Genomic DNA, 16410 nt, shown 5'->3' on the forward strand with positions numbered 1-16410 from the left:
AATTTTAAATAGTGGACATGTCACTTTAAGGCAAGTCTTAAATCATCTTCAATAGAAACATGATTTGTAGGTCTTCCTTGCGAATCAACACTGCTCCTATCGATATTCCATTGCCTTGATATTACGCCATTTTGAAGCATTAGAATACGATCTGATAATCTTACAGCTTCCGCAATATCGTGAGTAACCATGATTGTGCTCCAGCCGTTTTGTGTTCTTAGCTTAGCTAGAAGATCTTGCATGTCTAGTCTTGTTAAAGCATCTAATGCGCCGAAAGGTTCGTCTAAAAGCAATAGCTCTGGGTTTCTTACTAATGCTCTAGCTAAAGAGACGCGTTGAGCTTGACCGCCAGAAAGTTGAGAAGGCCATTTATTGGCGTATTCTTCTAATTGCATTTTGCTAAGAGCATTATTTGCAAGTTTTTTAAGATTGTTTTTACTGTCTGAAAGACCAAAAACAACGTTTTCACCAATTTTTAGCCATGGGATTAATCTTGCATCTTGGAATCCTATAGCCTGCATGTCTGTAACGTTTATACTGCCGCTTGTAGGTTTTAATAAACCAGATATTACTTTAAGAAGCGTTGTTTTTCCGCAACCTGATCTGCCAATAAGTGAGACAAACTCGCCTTGCTTAATGTTTAAATTAATATCTTTCAAAACCTTATAAGTGTCGTCAAATGCTACTTCAATATGCGTTAAAGAAACACAGTAGGAATTGTTGACATTATTAGCATTATTTTCATTGTTTTGAATGTTCATATTAACTCCTACTGTGTTTTGATTTTGAAAATTATTTAGCGTATTTTAAAGGTTTAGGTTACTTGCTGCAATCCATTACGGAATCATCCAAGTTTGTTGGAGCTTGCTTAATTAAACCATATTTTACGTATTCTTTTGCCTGAACCTTCATCATTTCTAAGCCTTTCTTATCGATTGGCTTAATTGTTGGATTATCGAATTTTTCAATCTGCTTAATGATTGTGTCGCTTGCTCCAAGTTGCTTATAAGCATTCCCGATAACATTCTTTTCTTTATGTGACTTATTAGCTTCGCGAACAAGAGCATTATACATTTTTTTAACGAGCTCAGGATGCTTCTTAGCAAATTTTCTAGAAACAATGTGAATGGTAACATTCATGTTGCCATACTTTTTAGCGTTAACAAGTAATTTTGACCCAGGGGTTGTCATCGCTGCAGCAAGATTCTGATCGAATGAGGAAATTGCATCAATCTGTCCAGATGTAAATGCTGCCTGGAAGTTCTTAGGGCTCATCTCTACTTTATGCACTTTAGAAACGTCTAATCCGCTTTTATCGAATGCGCGGTGAAGCATGTAATCGCCAGTATCACCGTTGTGAATAATAGCAACTTTCTTTCCATATAAGTCTTTTAGTGTTTTTGCGCCGCTTTTTGCGGATGCAACGATTCCTTGAGAATCACCATTGTAATATTCGAGCGCAAATGCAACCCAAGGTTGACCTTCTGCAATCAAATCAATAAATCGTCCAGTTCCAGTAGTTGTTGCATCAGCGCTTCCGCTCATAACTGCGGTAAGACCATCAACTGGAGTGTATGGTCCAGTATAGGTGACTTTTGCTTTTCCAAATTCTTCCTGAAGGAATTTTTCATTTTTTAACGTTGTTAAATAGTTTGCTGTAGAAAGATAAGCAACCCTCATTATTCCCGTATCTTTGCTAGAAGATTGGGAGTTATTTGCAGGTTTTTGAGCTCCGCCGCAAGATGCAAGAGCGATAGTTGCGCAAAAAGCGCATATTGCTGCAATAGAGCGTTTGCTAGCAATTTGTATTTTGAAATTAGCCATGATTTGGCTCCTTTACCTTTATTTTGTGTTTTTCTTATTTGGTTTATTTGGTTGTTGATTAAATTTTGTTGATTAAATTTTTATAAAAATTGACTTATTTTTAAAAGTATCGTTAAAAGTATCTCTAAAATTCACAGAGGATTTTATAAATTCTTTATTTACGTGAATTTCTAAAATCAACTCTTTGTTAAGATTCTCTATTTACTCTACGTTCTGGCATAAGCCAATATTCGAATATGTTTGCAGTAACTTCTGATCCAAGTCCTGCAATCGCATATAAAATAATGCATGCCATCATTTGATCTGGTCTAAAGAATTGTTGAGCTCTAGAAAGAATATATCCGATTCCTATTGAAGAATTAACTGTTTCACAAGTAACTAAAGCAACCCATGCTACGGAAATTGAAAATCGCAATCCTGTCATAAAATTAGCTAGTGTTCCTCGCATAAAAATTGTTGTAAAAACAGTCGATTTTTTAACGTTATAAGCCTTTGCAAGTTCTATTAGTTTAGGGTCAATGTTCCTTACTCCATCTCGAATATTGACATACATTGGTCCAAAAACACCAAGCGCTATAAGCATTATTTTCATCATTTCGTCCACACCGAGAAAAATGATCAATAAAGGTGCTAATGCTGGGAATGGGATGGATCTGAGCATATGACTTGGTTTATTTATTACTGATTCTCCTATTTTGCTTCCGCCAGAAATGATTCCAGATGGCAAAGCAAAAGCAATTCCTAAAAGAAGACCAGCTACAACTCTAAATATGCTTATTGCAAGAGACGGTAGTAATATTCCTTCGTTGTTTAAGTCAACAAATGCTTTTATTACCTCGATTGGAGATGGCAAAGCGCGATTTTCGGCAGGAGTTAAGGTTATTAAAAACCATAAAAAAAGAATCGCTATAGTAGAAAGCCAAGCTTTTAAAGAAATAAAAGCTTTATGATGCAGTTTTGCAATCGCGCTAAAAAGGTTATTCATAACGACATTCCCTTCGATAGTTTTAGCTATATCAGGTTCGACGGGTATAATCTCAGCAATTACAATTAAATAATTGCACCCCGTGTCAGTTTGTTATTATCGTATAAAGGCATGGACAAATCGCGAAACGCTTAGATTATATAGGCTTGTATCTTTAACGACTTACGCTACGAAATAACGTCCATAAAACGCATTAATCTTGAATATGTTACACAACCAACAAAATGAATAAGGAGTAGTTGTGGCAGCTATTGAAAGCGTATATGCACGCGAAATTTTGGATTCTCGTGGAAATCCTACCGTTCAGGTTTATTTGGAGACCGAAGATGGCGCTCAGGGTATTGGCTTAGTGCCTTCTGGTGCTTCGACTGGTGAGGCTGAGGCTTGGGAGCGTCGTGATGGCGACAAGTCCCGTTATCAGGGCAAGGGTACTTTGGAAGCAGTTAAGGCTGTTAATGAAGTAATTGCTCCAAAGGTTATTGGCATGGATGCCTCTGACCAGCGTGCTCTTGATGAAACCATGATTGAGCTTGATGGCACTCCAAACAAGGGTAAGCTTGGCGCAAATGCTATTCTTGGCGTTTCTCTTGCTGCTCTTTATGCAGCTGCTGAATCTGCAGAGCTTCCATTGTATCGTTACATCGGCGGAACTAACGGACATATTCTTCCAGTTCCAAACATGAACATCATGAACGGTGGCGCTCACGCTGATTTTGCAACTGATATTCAGGAATACATGATTTCTCCATACGGTTTCGCAACTTACAGCGATGCTTTGCGCGCTGGTGTTGAGGTTTATCACACCTTAAAGAACGTTTTGAAGAAGGAAGGCTTGGCTACTGGTCTTGGTGACGAAGGTGGCTTCGCTCCAAAGATGAAGTCCAACGAAGATTCCTTGAAGTACATCATGGATGCAATCGAAGCTGCAGGTTACGAGCCAGGAAAGCAGATTGGTATTTCCCTCGATGTTGCTTCTTCTGAGTTCTACAACAAGGAAACTGGCAAGTATCGTTTCGACGGCGAAGAGCGCGAATCTGCTTACATGCTTGATTATTACGAGAAGCTCATCAACGAGTATCCAATCGTTTCCATCGAAGATCCATTCCAGGAAGAAGGCTGGGATGATTGGGCAGCAATCACCAAGCGTCTTGGTGATCGTTTGCAGTTCGTTGGCGATGACTTGCTCGTCACCAATCCAAAGCGTTTGGCTAAGGGTATTGAGCTTGGAGCAGCTAATTCCTTGCTCGTAAAGTTGAACCAGATTGGTTCCGTTACCGAAACCCTCGACGCTATTGAGCTTGCAACCAAGAATGGCTTTACTTCTATGGTTTCCCACCGCTCTGGTGAAACCCCAGATACAACCATTTCTGATCTTGCTGTTGCTAAGAACACTGGTCAGATTAAGACTGGTGCTCCTGCTCGTGGTGAGCGTATCGCTAAGTACAACCGCTTGCTTGAGATTGAGGAAGAGCTTGGCTCTACCGCTCAGTATGCTGGTTACAGCGCATTCAAGGCTTGCAAGAAGTATATGAAGTAATATACTAGGGCTTTTATAAGTTCTTCATAAGACTTGTTTAAGCTTTTTAAGCTTTGAGCTGAAGTTTATTTTTGGTCAGTCGCAATAAAATGCGGCTGGCCGTTTTTGTATATTTTCAATGATTTCTTAAAATTTTAAAAAAATTTTTCTAAAATTACTTTCATTATCTCCAGAATAGTGCTATTTTTATGAAAAACTAAAAACAGAAGGAGATGTTTCATATGAGAAAAGTCGCTGTTATAGGCATGGGTAATGTTGGTGCTGCAGTAGCCCATCAGCTCATTATTGGTGGTCACGTTGACGATTTGTATCTTTATGATTCAAATGAAGCAAAAGTTAAGGCTGATGCTCTTGATTTTGAAGATTCAATGGATAATGTGCCTTTTAACGTTAATATTACAGTAAATGATTATGAAGCATTAAAAGACGTAGAAGTAATCGTAAGCGCCTTGGGTCATATAAAACTTTTGGATGTTCCTCATCCAGATCGTTTTGCGGAGCTTAAGTATAACCGTAAAGAGGTTGCAGAAGTTGGTGCAAAAATTAAAGCTTCTGGATTCCATGGCGTTTTGATAGATATCACTAATCCTTGTGATGCTATTTGCCAGCTCTACAAGGAAGCTACTGGGCTTCCATACGAAAGAGTTATTGGTACTGGCACTCTTCTTGATTCTGCCCGTTTGCATCGTGCTGTAGGAAAGTTCTTCGGAGTTCATCCTAAGGCAGTTAAGGGTTATAGTTTAGGTGAGCACGGCGATTCACAGTTCGTTGCATGGTCTACGGTAAAAGTGTTAGAGCAGCCAATTACTGATCCTGCTGAGGAAAAGAACATTGACTTGGATGCTGTTGATGATGAAACTCGCGAAGGCGGTTTCACTGTGTTCTATGGAAAGAAATATACCAACTACGGTATTGCTGCAGCAGCTGTTCGTTTAGTGAATGCTGTAATGACGGATTCTAGAGAACAGATGCCTGTATCCAATTATCGTGAAGAATATCATTCTTATCTTTCTTATCCAGCGATTGTTGGTCGAGATGGCATTATTGAGCAGTGCAAGCTTGATTTGACTGAAGAAGAGTTGCAAAAGTTGCAGCATTCTGCAGATACGATTTTGAGCAAGGCTCAAATGGAATAGTTGGGAATCTAAGTTTTAAAAGAATTTTGAGTATGATTTTGTGACCAGCTCCTATATATGGATAGCTGGTCACAATTTTTGTATTTTGGCGTGTATTTTGTTCATATTGTGTAATAATGATTTTTTAGGCTAAAAGTAAATATAAGGTGTATTTACACGTCGAATATTTAAAGTAACTTAGAAGTATGGTTTTGAGAAATCGCCGCACGGCAACAAGTACAGTTGATGAATCAAATCAGCCAAAGAAAAAAAGGCTGTTTTCTGGTTCGTTCGTATTTGTTTTTATGATAGTAGTGGCGTTTCTTTGTTCTATAGAATTTGTTTCAACAATTCGAAATTATGCGTTAAGCTTGGCTGAATTACACGCTTTGCAAAGAGATGAGTCTGCTCTAAAAGACAAAAAACAGGAGTTGGATAATAATATTGATCGTTGGAAAGATAAAGCGTATGTTACTGCACAAGCTAGGGATAGGCTAGGATTCATATTCCCTGGAGAGCAGGCTGTTAGAGTTGAACACCCAGAAGCTGTTACAGGAGTTGTGCCAAAATCATTTAATAAAGATGAATCACAGTATGAAGAAAGAAAAGCTCTTCCTTGGTATAGTGATTTGTTCTATTCTCTTCATAAAGCAGATAAGCCAGATGATATGAGTATGAAATCTCAAAACGATGACGTTAACGATTCTAATAAAGATAAGACTTCTAAGCATAATAAAATGGATAAAAGTCGCCAGCAAAATGAGCATCAGAAAAATAAATCGTCAAAATCTACAGATAAGAAACAGAGTAATACAAGTAGACAGTAGTAAGAAAATATTAAAGTACTTTATTTTAAAATCATGCAAATGCATAGGGGAGTTAAAAACATGGATTTGAATATACAATCCTTAGTGGATAGTTTGTTGGAAAACCCTGCAAGTGATGCAGATAAAGACATTGTTAAACGTCAATTGGGAAGATTCCCTAGGGGCATGGTTGCAGTTGGAGCTAGATGCGCTTGTGGACGTCCTCTTGCTGTTATTACAAGACCATGCTTAGAAGATGGAACTCCTTTTCCAACTACATGCTACTTAACAAGTCCAGAAGCGGTTAAAGCAGCTTCGCATCTTGAAGCACAAGGTTTTATGAAGGAATGCAACAATTTATTGAATAATGACAATGATGTTGCTAAAAAATATGAGCAGGCACATAAATACTATTTAGAGTTTCGTCACGAATTAGCTATTCGATTAGAAGATAGTGAAGAGCATATTAAAGATATGAGTGCTGGGGGTATGCCTGTTCGTGTTAAGTGTTTGCATGCCTTGCTTGCGCAAAGTCTTGTAATGGGCAAAGGTGTGAATCCTATTGGCGATATGGTGTTAAGCAAGGTAAAAAATGAATTTGACCCTAATGTTTGTAAGTGCACTACTCCTTGGAGTGATGATGCTAATGAAATTGAAACTGAGAAATTATTAAATACAAAATCTTTTAACACCAATACAATCGTTGGAACTAATAAATCGGTTTGCGTAGCAGCAATTGACTGTGGCACGAATTCGATTAGATTAAAAATTGCAAAAGTTAATGCTAATGGTATGCGCGATGTTGTTCCTAGAATGCTTAGAGTTGTAAGGCTTGGTCAGGGAATTGACGAAACGCATATGTTTGCTGAAGATGCTTTGCAGAGAGTTAAATCTGCTGCCAAAGAATTTGCAAAAGTGCTTAGCGAACACAAAATAGATGCTATTCGTTTTGTAGCAACATCTGCAACTAGGGATGCGCTAAATAGAGACATTTTTGAACAGATGATGTTTGATGAGCTTGGCGTACGCCCTGAAGTTATTAGTGGAACAGAAGAAGCTGCTTTGAGCTTTTTGGGAGCAACAAGTGTTGTTTCTAGAAAAGATTTGCAAGCCCCTTATGTTGTTGTAGATTTAGGTGGTGGGTCTACTGAGATTGTTCTTGGTGGAGACGGCGTGAATATTGCGGAAGATAAAGTGGATTCCGCGTATTCAATGAATATTGGTTCCGTTAGAATGACTGAGAGGCATTTGCATACAGACCCTCCAACAGAAGAAGAAATTTCTTGTGCTATAAAAGATATTGACAAGAATATAGATGAAGCTTTTAAGCATGTTAACGCTGGTAAAGCTCGCACGATTATTGGTGTTTCTGGCACTGTTACAACTATGGCAGCCCTTGCTATTGGATTAAAGCATTATGACCATAAGGCTGTTGATGGAGTAAAAATCGCGTTGGATCAGGCATATACAGTTAATGACAGGTTCTTGCATATGACAAGAGAACGTAGGCGTACTTATACCACTATTCATCCTGGAAGGATTGATGTTGTTGGTGGAGGTGCAGTTGTGTTGAGTCGTGTGCTTGAACGACTTGCAAAAGCTGCATATGAAGACCATGGTGGAGTTCTAGATACTTTTGTTGCTAGTGAGCATGGTTTACTAGATGGAATCACGTTAGATTTGGGTCGTAGAATTCTCGCCACACGCTGAGTTGTTTTTAATTGTATTATATGGCATAATAATTGTCTGTTGCCTCCGTGGCGGAATTGGCATACGCATCAGACTTAAAATCTGACGCCCTTACGGGCTTGTGGGTTCGAGTCCCACCAGAGGCACAAATGTTACGCTGCGAGTTTATTTTTTACGTATTTAATGTTAATTTTTTGTTGCAATTCGTAAGATTTTTGGTTTAATTAGTCTTTTTTCTATAAAAATATCTGTTTACAGTCTTGCGTTAATCGAGAATCGTACTAATCTATACCATTAATTGCAATAAAAGCAATAATAAAAATACAAGTAATATCGCAAATTAGGAAAAGAGACATAATGGCTGATTTAGAGGTTGCTCCAGACTTTAAAAATGCCTATGATTCTTACGATCATAGTGATTCTGATCTGTTGAACAAACTGGCTGGCAATTTTACTGTTTTGCCTAACGATAATCCTGTTTCGGATGCAAAGCGAGCAGAGCTGATTGATAAGCCTGCTTTTGGTCAGATTTTCTCCGACAATATGGTCCATATGTCTTGGACCAAGGGAGAAGGCTGGTCGGATAGACGTGTTGAGCCTTATGGGCCATTAAAAATGGATCCAGGTGCTTCTGTGTTGCATTATGCCCAAGAATGCTTTGAAGGTTTAAAAGCATACAAGCGAACTGATGGATCCATCTGGCTTTTCCGTCCAGATATTAATGCGGCACGATTCCAGAATTCTGCGAAGCGTTTGTATTTGCCAGATCTTTCTATCGACGATTTTATTGGATCTGTTGCAGCCTTAGTTAAGCGAGATAAAGAGTGGGTTCCAAGCCGACGCGAATATACTCTTTATATGCGTCCGTTCATGTTTGCTTCAGAGCCGTTCCTAGGTGTGCGAGAAGCTCATGAGGTTGAATATTGTGTTATTGCTTCTCCGTCAGGACCATATTTTAAAGGTGGCTTGAAGCCAGTTAGTATTTGGGTTGAAGATCAGTGGTTCCGCACTGGCCCTGGTGGTACTGGTTTTGCTAAGTGTGGTGGAAATTATGCGGCTTCCTTGCTCGGTGAATACAAGGGTATTGAACACGGTTGCGAACAGGTTTGCTTCGTTGATGCAGCAACTAAGACCTATTTGGAAGAGCTTGGTGGAATGAACGTGTTTGTTTTGCACAAGGATGGTCATTTGGAAACTCCATCTCTTACTGGTAGCATTCTTCCAGGTGTTACACGTCGTTCTATTATTCAGCTTGCAGAAGAAGCGGGTCACAAGGTTGTTGAAACTATGATTCCACTTCAGGGATTGCTTGACGATATTCGCTCTGGTGAGGTCACTGAAGTCTTTGCCTGCGGAACTGCTGCGATTATTACGCCTATTGGTCGCTTTAAGTCAGATGACTTCGATCTTAAGGTTGCTGATGGTGGAGTTGGTGAGTTGACTCAGGCTTTGCGTGATGAATTGCTTGGTATTCAGCTTGGAGATGTTGAAGATACTCACAACTGGATGTGGAAGGTGTGCGACTAGTTAAAAGCTGTTTAAGAGCTATTTAAAAGTCGTTTTAAATCCGTTAGAGTTTTTAGTATTTGGCGCGTCATTTTTTATATCTTATAAAAGGTGGCGCGCTAATTGTATGCTTAATTGGTTATAGGCTTATTAGGCGGATTTTGTTTTTTAAGTGTTTAACTAACCTTGGAAAGGAAATATTGTGGAAGGGGCTTTAGGAGATAACATTTTCTTCCTTGTTGTTGAATACATTGCTATGGGTTGCTGCGGAATGGTTGGCGGAATGTGGGCTATTCGCAAGAATTATGATATCTTTGCAATAATCACAACGTCATGGCTTACAGCATTGGGTGGCGGAATTGTTAGAGACGTTCTGCTTGGAGCTTTGCCGCCAGTTGGAATTGCAGATAGGGGATTTGTTTTTACTGGTCTTGCTTCGGGTGTTATTGTTGCTTTCGCTCATCTAGAAATTGATGAGTGGAAATGGCTTATGTTAACTCTTGACGCTTTAGCATTGGGGCTTTTTGCTGTAAATGGTACCGCTAAAGGCTTGGATTTTCACATGTCTGGAATGGCGTCTGTGTTTTTAGGCATGGCTACAGCTCTTGGTGGTGGATTAATTCGAGATATGGTTTTGAATCAAGTTCCTGTAATTGTTCGAGATAAGCATTGGTATGCGCTTCCTGCTGCAGTTGGGTGTGTTTTGACGGTATTTGTTGTAAAAGCACAACGTGCAGGATGTTTTGACGTTATTACAGAGATGATTTTAGATACTCTTATTGTTGTGCTAGTAGTTGCGATGCGATTAATGTCTGTAAAGTTTGATTTAACGCTTTTTGGTGCAATGAACCGCAAATCGCCAATAAAAATAAGTAAATATCGCAGACATAATGCATATAGTCGTAAAATTTCCGATAAAGCCATAAAAAATACAGAAAAAAATAATCAAAATAAATAGAAAATATAGTCTAATCTGAATAAATATCGGTTAGTGTCTAGAGTTTGTCTTTGCCTATCTCAATAATGAAACACATCGACCAGAGGTCGCGCTCAACAAGAGTAGCAATCATTAGCCAGAAAGAGGCGTTAAGTGATTTGCAAAAGGGGAGAGCGCCGAAGTTTGTAGGTTATTCTTTCTAGCTTACAAGCTGGGACTTGGCTTAATAAGCCAAGGACTGTCGCAGCAATTTTGGCAATTTGCTGCGGAGTGCTATCGACATGCATACTGTTGCCTGTTTGCCTCTGTTTGAATATTGTCAAAAGGAGGAAACAATGAATAACGACAGTTCATCAACTACTGAATCTCAAACTGTGCATCGCAGTTTAAAAACACGCCACATTTCCATGATTGCTTTGGGTGGAAGCATTGGAACAGGCTTATTTGTAGCTAGTGGCGCAACAATCCACATGGCAGGACCTGGTGGCGCGCTTTTGGCATACGCTGCAATCGGTATCATGGTTTATTTTCTTATGACATCTCTAGGAGAGATGGCAACATATATGCCAATTAGTGGGTCTTTTGCATCTTATTCTGGAAAGTTTATTGATCCAGCTTTAGGATTTGCAATGGGTTGGAATTATTGGTTTAACTGGGCAATCACGGTTGCTGTAGATATAAGCACTGCAGCAATCGTTTTGCAATATTGGCTTCCTAATGTGCCAATATGGGTGTTTTCGCTAACAGTTCTTGTTATTATTCTTTTGATTAATATTCTTACTGTTAAGTGCTTTGGAGAAACCGAGTATTGGCTTTCGATTATTAAAGTTGTAACAGTTATTATATTCCTTGCTATTGGTTTGCTTACGATTGTTGGAATTTTAGGCGGAAAAGCACCATTGTTAAGCAACTTTACTCATAAGAATGCTCCATTTGCTGGCGGAATCCCAGCTGTTTTAGGTGCGTTTGCTATTGCAGGATTCTCGTTCCAGGGAACAGAGCTTATTGGCATTACAGCAGGTGAATCTGCAACACCAGATAAGAGTATTCCAAAGGCTGTAAAGCAAGTGTTTTGGCGTATTGTTTTGTTCTACATTCTTGCAATCTTTGTAATCGCATGCATTATTCCATACACAAGCCCAAGTTTGCTTGGATCGGAAGCTAGCGATATTTCTATAAGCCCATTCACTCTTGTGTTCCAGCGTGCAGGATTGGCGATTGCAGCAACAATCATGAATGCCGTTGTGCTTACATCTGTTATCTCGGCAGCAAACTCTGGAATGTATGCTTCTACTAGAATGCTTTACGCTCTTGCAAAAGATAATCACGCTCCAAAGATGTTTGGAAACGTAGATAGAAGAGGTGTTCCAATGCAATCTTTGGTTGCAACGTTTGTTGTAGCTCTTTTAACATTCTTGATGAGTATTTTTGGAACTCAAATTTACATGTTCTTAGTTGCTGCAAGTGGTTTGACTGGATTTATTGCATGGGCAGGAATCGCAGCTGCGCACTACAGGTTCCGCAAAGCGTATATTGCTCAAGGAAAGTCTTTGGACGATCTTGTTTATAAAGCTAAGTGGTATCCATTCGGTCCTATCGTGGCTCTTGTATTGTGCATTTTGGTTATTGTTGGCCAAGATCTTGAATCATTCCACACGCTTAATTGGCAAGCAATTGGCATAACTTATATGTCTGTGCCGCTGTTCATTGTGCTTTATGTTGGATACAAGATTAAGTACCACACTAAGGTTATTCCTTTAGATCAAGTTGATTTAACAAAGTGATTAGAATATAAAAAATGCGCTCAGTGATTTTGCTGAGCGCATTTTTATATTGATTAACAGAGGTTATTATTTGTCTCCGTCGTTAGAAATTTTAGGATCTGGCTGTTCCTTCTTTTTCTCTTCCTCTTCCGTCTGCTTTCTTTCTTCTTCCTTCTTTTTCTCTTCCTCTTCAGCTTGCTTCCTAGCTTGTTCTTCAGCTTGCTTCTTAGCTTGTTCTTCTAGCTGCTTCTGTAGATTTTCGGCAGCATCCCTAATTCGCTTTCTTCTTTCTAATTCTAAACGTCTCTTTTCTGCATCAGCCTTTGCATTTGCTTTAGCTTTAGCAGCTTGCTCGTCAGCTTGACGCTTTGCTTCTTCAATCTTTTTCTGCATGGCGTTATCTGCTTGAACTTTTTCTTCTTGAGTAGGAGGAATATTTTGAATAATAATATTCGGCTTACGCTTTACCTTAGGAGCTATACGAATAACAGGAGCAGTAATCTTCTGCAGTTCCTTCTGGCTTTCTTCAGCCTTCTGCTTCTCCTGTGCATTCGCTGTAGTATCTGTAGATGCTGCAGAAAGCTTATCAATCATTGCAGAAGTCACTCCACGAATACGCTGAGCATTGTCAGAATACCATTGAGTTGCAGCTATAGCTTGAGCTCCCTGAGACCCTAACTCTTCTGGAGAATTAGCATTGCATACAACTGTTTCTGGCAAACGCTGCTTCAAAAGCTTAGCAAGTAATTTGCCATTTTCTGAGTTATCTTGAGCAAAAGAGATAAGAAGAGAATTTTTAGTAAGTTTTTTCCATGACTGGCTTGCTTTGCTAACTTGTGCAACCTTAATTTCGCACTGTTTTCTAGCTTCTTTCATACGAGATGAGTGCTGAATGCTCCAGCAAATACCACCAACGCCTAATACTAAAGCTAATACAATGACGCCAGCAATGAGAATTATCATCTTCTTTTTATGACCATTATTCGTGGCTTCGGAGATGTTTTCTAACATGTATCATCCTCTGTTTTTATCAATCTTCGCCAAGAATTGCTTTTTGCAAAACAACACTTATAGTTTACGCCAAACTAAGTACGTGACCCTTGTAGTTTGTAGCATTTTTGATGATTTGCAAGACAAGCGATATCATTTGCGATTCATTAGAATACAATATTCAAATAAATTCAAAACAAAAAAACCACCAGACTTGCTGGTGGTTTTCTTGGCTCCTGCGGCTGGGCTTGAACCAGCGACCATTCGATTAACAGTCGAACGCTCTGCCAACTGAGCTACGCAGGAATATCCTTTGCGCTTGGCTGTGTGCCGTGCACAAGACATTTATATTACACGGAATTTTATGATATGCAAATATAGCGTGTTTGGGCGTGTCGAAAACTCATAATCGTTGGAATACCAATGATTTGTACGCTTTAACCACATTGATAAAAAAGTGTTCCTAAAAAAAGAATTTTGTGAAAAACTTTCAAATATAAGCGAAAACCTTTAAATAATGCAGATTTTCGCTGTTGAAGCATAAAACAAATTTGATTTATGAAAGGAGAAAAATAAAATATCATGAGAAAAATATTTGATTTAAAAATGATTAAGCCCAGAATCTTAAAAGTCAAAAAATTTATATTAAAACAAAAATCACAATTTGTTAGAATACTGATTTTTATTATTCTGATTGTAATCATGTTGATTATTCATAGTTGCATAAATCCTACAATAAACAAAAGTATTGAGTATGAATATTTGCAATCGAATCAAACTGATTATAGTGTATCTTCATTTGACGCTGGTTGCATAGAAAAATCTTTTGTAGGTAAAAAGCAAAAAATAGTCGCGAATACAGTTAGTCAAGTTTCAACAGCTTCAACACTAAAAGAAACTACAAATTGTAAATCAAGGATGGTATGGCCAGTAAAAAATGTAAACATTATTAAAGATTTTGATGCTCCAGCAAAACCATGGCTCGCAGGTCATAGAGGAGTTGATTTGCGAGCAGAGGAAGGAACTGAGCTATATGCTCCATCAGATGGAATAATAAATTTTGCTGGACTTGTGGCTGGAAAATCTGTTGTAACAATCAAACATGGAGTTTTGTCTTCCACATTTGAGCCATCATATACGGATTTACCAGTTGGAACAGTTGTTAGAAAAGGTCAATTTTTTGGTTACGTAACAGTTGGATCAGATCATTGTGACAATTTGTGTATTCAATGGGGTTTAAAACGAAGAGACAGGACTTATGCAAATCCAAGGAAAATGGTAGCGAAAAAACGAATAATTTTAAAGCCCAAAGAAGAGACAAAAGAAGAAAAAAATAGTCTGTAAAATGCGTGTCGTATAGTGTAATAAGAGTCTTGGGCTTAAGACATTGACCTAAGATTATTACATAAGATTTTCTTAAACATATTAGGGAGCGAATATGCAAAAGTATTCTCGTAATCTCGATGAGAAAATTGATTACAATGCAAACATTTTTTCGCTTCTTGAAAGTCGCGTAGAACGTAAGCCGAACGATTCATTGGTTGAGTATGTAGGACGCGACGGGGAATGGAATTCCTACAGTGCTAAAGACTTTAAAGATTTGGTTATATCGGTAGCAAAAGGATTCATAGCACACGGTGTGATGCCGGGAGATACTATATCGATAATAGCGCATACTTCATGGCAGTGGACTGTGCTTGATATGGCAATAATGTCTATAGGCGCGTTAACAGTGCCAATTTATGAAACAAGTTCTGCAGTGCAAATAGAAAATATTATTAACGATTCTAGAGTAAGCATGATTTTTGTTGAAGATGAAAATATGCGTGAAACTGTGGAAATATCAAAGAAGTCATGTCCAAGCCTTAACGATGTCTATGTATTAAGCAGAGACGCAATAGATGCGCTAATTGAGTATGGAAAAACAGTTACAGACTCAGAGTTTTATGAAAGAGAAAAAGCTGTTAAAGGCGATGATCTAGCTACAATCGTTTACACATCTGGATCTACAGGAGACCCGAAAGGTATAGAACTTTCGCACGGAAATTTTGTGTTTATAGCGAAATCTGGAATGCTTTCCATGCCAGATATAGCATTAAAAGGCAAACCAAGACTTCTTTTATTCCTTCCTTTAGCACATGTATTTGCAAGATTTATGCAGTTCTTCTGTTTTGCTGGAAATGTAACACTTGGATTGTCAAGCAACCTTAAAACAATACTAAGTGATTTTAAAAGTTTTAAACCAACTTTCATACTTGGTGTACCTAGAATATTTGAAAAAATCTACAATGCTGCCTCTCAAAAAGCTGGTAGAGGAGTAAAAGGATTTATATTTGCTCAAAGCGTAAAAGTGGCAAAAGAATGGTCAAAAGCTCAACAATCGGGGAGAATGATTTCGCCAATGCTGGCTATAAGCCACTCCTTATGTAAAAAGCTCGTTTACAACTCAATTTTGCAAGTTTTTGGAGGAGACGTTGAATATGGTGTTTCAGGAGGAGCACCATTAGACAAATCGATTTCGCATTTCTTCAATGGCATGGGATTGCCAATTCTCGAAGGGTACGGAATGACAGAAACATGTGCTCCGTCAATGGTAAATCCAACGAAAGGCTATAAAATCGGAACAGTTGGTTTGCCAGTACAGGGAGTGTCTGTAGCAATAGATGATGAGGGAGAGCTTTGTATTAAAAGTCCCGCTGTTTGCAAAGGATATCATAATCATCCAGAGATAACTGAAAAACAAATAGTAAATGGATGGTTGCATACAGGAGACTTCGGATCTTTAGATTCCGACGGTTTTGTAAAAATTACTGGTCGCAAAAAAGATCTGATAATAACAGCTGGCGGGAAAAACGTTTCACCTAGCATACTCGAAGCATCAGTTATGACTTCTTCAATTATTTCTCAATGCGTTGTTATTGGAGACAGAAAACCTTTTATCTCTGCGATTATTGCGTTAGATCTTGCAGAAGTGAATTCTTGGCTGAAATCTCGAGGAGCAAGCCCAGTGCGCTCGCTGGAAGAGGCAAGAAAAAATTCAATCGTCATAAGTTCCGTAGAACAAAGCATAGTTAAAGCAAATTCTAATGTTTCTAGAGCAGAATCAATCAGAAAATTTGAGATTGTTCCAGATGCTTTTACTCAAGAAAATGGTTTAGTTACACCAAGCCTTAAAGCAAAGCGCAATGCGGTTATAGAACGTTATAACGATCTTATCGAAAATAAGATTTACGCTCCAAGACCAAGAAAATAACGTAC

At 38.5% G+C, this 16410-nt stretch carries 13 protein-coding genes, 2 tRNA genes and 2 riboswitches; of the genes, 10 read left to right on the forward strand and 5 right to left on the reverse strand.

The window, feature by feature from the left end:
- Nucleotides 1-20 precede the first annotated feature (20 nt).
- The 3 genes from GAVG_RS02815 to GAVG_RS02825 form a co-directional block, all read right to left on the reverse strand.
- Nucleotides 21-761 (reverse strand): ABC transporter ATP-binding protein, encoded by a 741-nt coding sequence (locus tag GAVG_RS02815; protein WP_004111829.1) that lies wholly within the window; start codon nt 759-761, stop codon nt 21-23.
- A 58-nt stretch (nt 762-819) separates the two neighbouring features.
- A complete protein-coding gene (locus GAVG_RS02820) occupies nt 820-1824 on the reverse strand; it encodes an ABC transporter substrate-binding protein (protein ID WP_004111826.1) in 1005 nt (334 codons plus the stop codon).
- 187 nt (nt 1825-2011) lie between these two features.
- Nucleotides 2012-2809 carry an ABC transporter permease gene (locus GAVG_RS02825; RefSeq protein ID WP_004138162.1) on the reverse strand — a complete coding sequence of 266 codons (798 nt, stop codon included), beginning with the start codon at nt 2807-2809 and terminating at the stop codon, nt 2012-2014.
- A riboswitch (TPP riboswitch) is annotated at nt 2800-2902 on the reverse strand. (Overlaps the previous gene by 10 nt.)
- Before the next feature lie 148 nt (nt 2903-3050).
- Between GAVG_RS02825 and eno the strand changes: the two genes are divergently transcribed.
- From eno to GAVG_RS02865, 8 genes are all read left to right on the forward strand, one after another.
- Nucleotides 3051-4346, forward strand: coding sequence for a phosphopyruvate hydratase (gene eno, locus GAVG_RS02830; protein ID WP_004111823.1), 1296 nt, complete (start codon nt 3051-3053; stop codon nt 4344-4346).
- Nucleotides 4347-4567: 221 nt separating this feature from the next.
- Nucleotides 4568-5482 (forward strand): L-lactate dehydrogenase, encoded by a 915-nt coding sequence (locus tag GAVG_RS02835; RefSeq protein ID WP_009994092.1) that lies wholly within the window; start codon nt 4568-4570, stop codon nt 5480-5482.
- A 185-nt stretch (nt 5483-5667) separates the two neighbouring features.
- Nucleotides 5668-6288 carry an FtsB family cell division protein gene (locus GAVG_RS02840; protein WP_004115258.1) on the forward strand — a complete coding sequence of 207 codons (621 nt, stop codon included), beginning with the start codon at nt 5668-5670 and terminating at the stop codon, nt 6286-6288.
- Nucleotides 6289-6348: 60 nt separating this feature from the next.
- Nucleotides 6349-7977: a DUF501 domain-containing protein gene (locus GAVG_RS02845; RefSeq protein WP_004117978.1), complete on the forward strand. Its 1629-nt coding sequence runs from the start codon at nt 6349-6351 to the stop codon at nt 7975-7977.
- Between the two features lie 41 nt (nt 7978-8018).
- Nucleotides 8019-8102: transfer RNA gene (locus GAVG_RS02850), tRNA-Leu, on the forward strand.
- Nucleotides 8103-8313: 211 nt separating this feature from the next.
- Nucleotides 8314-9483 (forward strand): branched-chain amino acid aminotransferase, encoded by a 1170-nt coding sequence (locus GAVG_RS02855; protein WP_004111815.1) that lies wholly within the window; start codon nt 8314-8316, stop codon nt 9481-9483.
- A gap of 181 nt (nt 9484-9664) precedes the next feature.
- On the forward strand, nt 9665-10420 hold the full coding sequence (locus GAVG_RS02860; protein WP_004111813.1) for a trimeric intracellular cation channel family protein: 756 nt from the start codon (nt 9665-9667) through the stop codon (nt 10418-10420).
- 71 nt (nt 10421-10491) lie between these two features.
- Nucleotides 10492-10683, forward strand: a riboswitch (Lysine riboswitch).
- Nucleotides 10684-10734: 51 nt separating this feature from the next.
- Nucleotides 10735-12183, forward strand: a complete 1449-nt coding sequence (locus GAVG_RS02865) for an amino acid permease (RefSeq protein WP_009994095.1) — start codon at nt 10735-10737, stop codon at nt 12181-12183.
- A 66-nt stretch (nt 12184-12249) separates the two neighbouring features.
- Here GAVG_RS02865 and GAVG_RS02870 read toward each other — a convergent pair whose 3' ends face one another.
- Together GAVG_RS02870 and GAVG_RS02875 are read right to left on the reverse strand one after the other, a co-directional pair.
- Nucleotides 12250-13173, reverse strand: coding sequence for a hypothetical protein (locus GAVG_RS02870; RefSeq protein WP_009994097.1), 924 nt, complete (start codon nt 13171-13173; stop codon nt 12250-12252).
- A 209-nt stretch (nt 13174-13382) separates the two neighbouring features.
- Nucleotides 13383-13458 (reverse strand) — tRNA-Asn (locus GAVG_RS02875).
- Between the two features lie 276 nt (nt 13459-13734).
- Between GAVG_RS02875 and GAVG_RS02880 the strand changes: the two genes are divergently transcribed.
- Together GAVG_RS02880 and GAVG_RS02885 are read left to right on the forward strand one after the other, a co-directional pair.
- On the forward strand, nt 13735-14496 hold the full coding sequence (locus tag GAVG_RS02880; protein WP_009994099.1) for a M23 family metallopeptidase: 762 nt from the start codon (nt 13735-13737) through the stop codon (nt 14494-14496).
- A gap of 94 nt (nt 14497-14590) precedes the next feature.
- A complete protein-coding gene (locus tag GAVG_RS02885) occupies nt 14591-16405 on the forward strand; it encodes an AMP-dependent synthetase/ligase (protein WP_004111801.1) in 1815 nt (604 codons plus the stop codon).
- Nucleotides 16406-16410: the final 5 nt, after the last annotated feature.

The sequence above is a fragment of the Gardnerella vaginalis ATCC 14018 = JCM 11026 genome (assembly GCF_001042655.1).
GTDB lineage: Bacteria > Actinomycetota > Actinomycetes > Actinomycetales > Bifidobacteriaceae > Bifidobacterium > Bifidobacterium vaginale.

Excerpts from the sequence above, each read along its gene's own strand:
- GAVG_RS02815 (WP_004111829.1), bottom strand. The coding sequence starts at position 761 with ATGAACATTCAAAACAATGAAAATAATGCTAATAATGTCAACAATTCC.
- GAVG_RS02820 (WP_004111826.1), bottom strand. The coding sequence starts at position 1,824 with ATGGCTAATTTCAAAATACAAATTGCTAGCAAACGCTCTATTGCAGCA.
- GAVG_RS02825 (WP_004138162.1), bottom strand. The coding sequence starts at position 2,809 with ATGAATAACCTTTTTAGCGCGATTGCAAAACTGCATCATAAAGCTTTT.
- GAVG_RS02835 (WP_009994092.1), top strand. The coding sequence starts at position 4,568 with ATGAGAAAAGTCGCTGTTATAGGCATGGGTAATGTTGGTGCTGCAGTA.
- GAVG_RS02840 (WP_004115258.1), top strand. The coding sequence starts at position 5,668 with ATGGTTTTGAGAAATCGCCGCACGGCAACAAGTACAGTTGATGAATCA.
- GAVG_RS02845 (WP_004117978.1), top strand. The coding sequence starts at position 6,349 with ATGGATTTGAATATACAATCCTTAGTGGATAGTTTGTTGGAAAACCCT.
- GAVG_RS02855 (WP_004111815.1), top strand. The coding sequence starts at position 8,314 with ATGGCTGATTTAGAGGTTGCTCCAGACTTTAAAAATGCCTATGATTCT.
- GAVG_RS02865 (WP_009994095.1), top strand. The coding sequence starts at position 10,735 with ATGAATAACGACAGTTCATCAACTACTGAATCTCAAACTGTGCATCGC.
- GAVG_RS02870 (WP_009994097.1), bottom strand. The coding sequence starts at position 13,173 with ATGTTAGAAAACATCTCCGAAGCCACGAATAATGGTCATAAAAAGAAG.
- GAVG_RS02880 (WP_009994099.1), top strand. The coding sequence starts at position 13,735 with ATGAGAAAAATATTTGATTTAAAAATGATTAAGCCCAGAATCTTAAAA.
- GAVG_RS02885 (WP_004111801.1), top strand. The coding sequence starts at position 14,591 with ATGCAAAAGTATTCTCGTAATCTCGATGAGAAAATTGATTACAATGCA.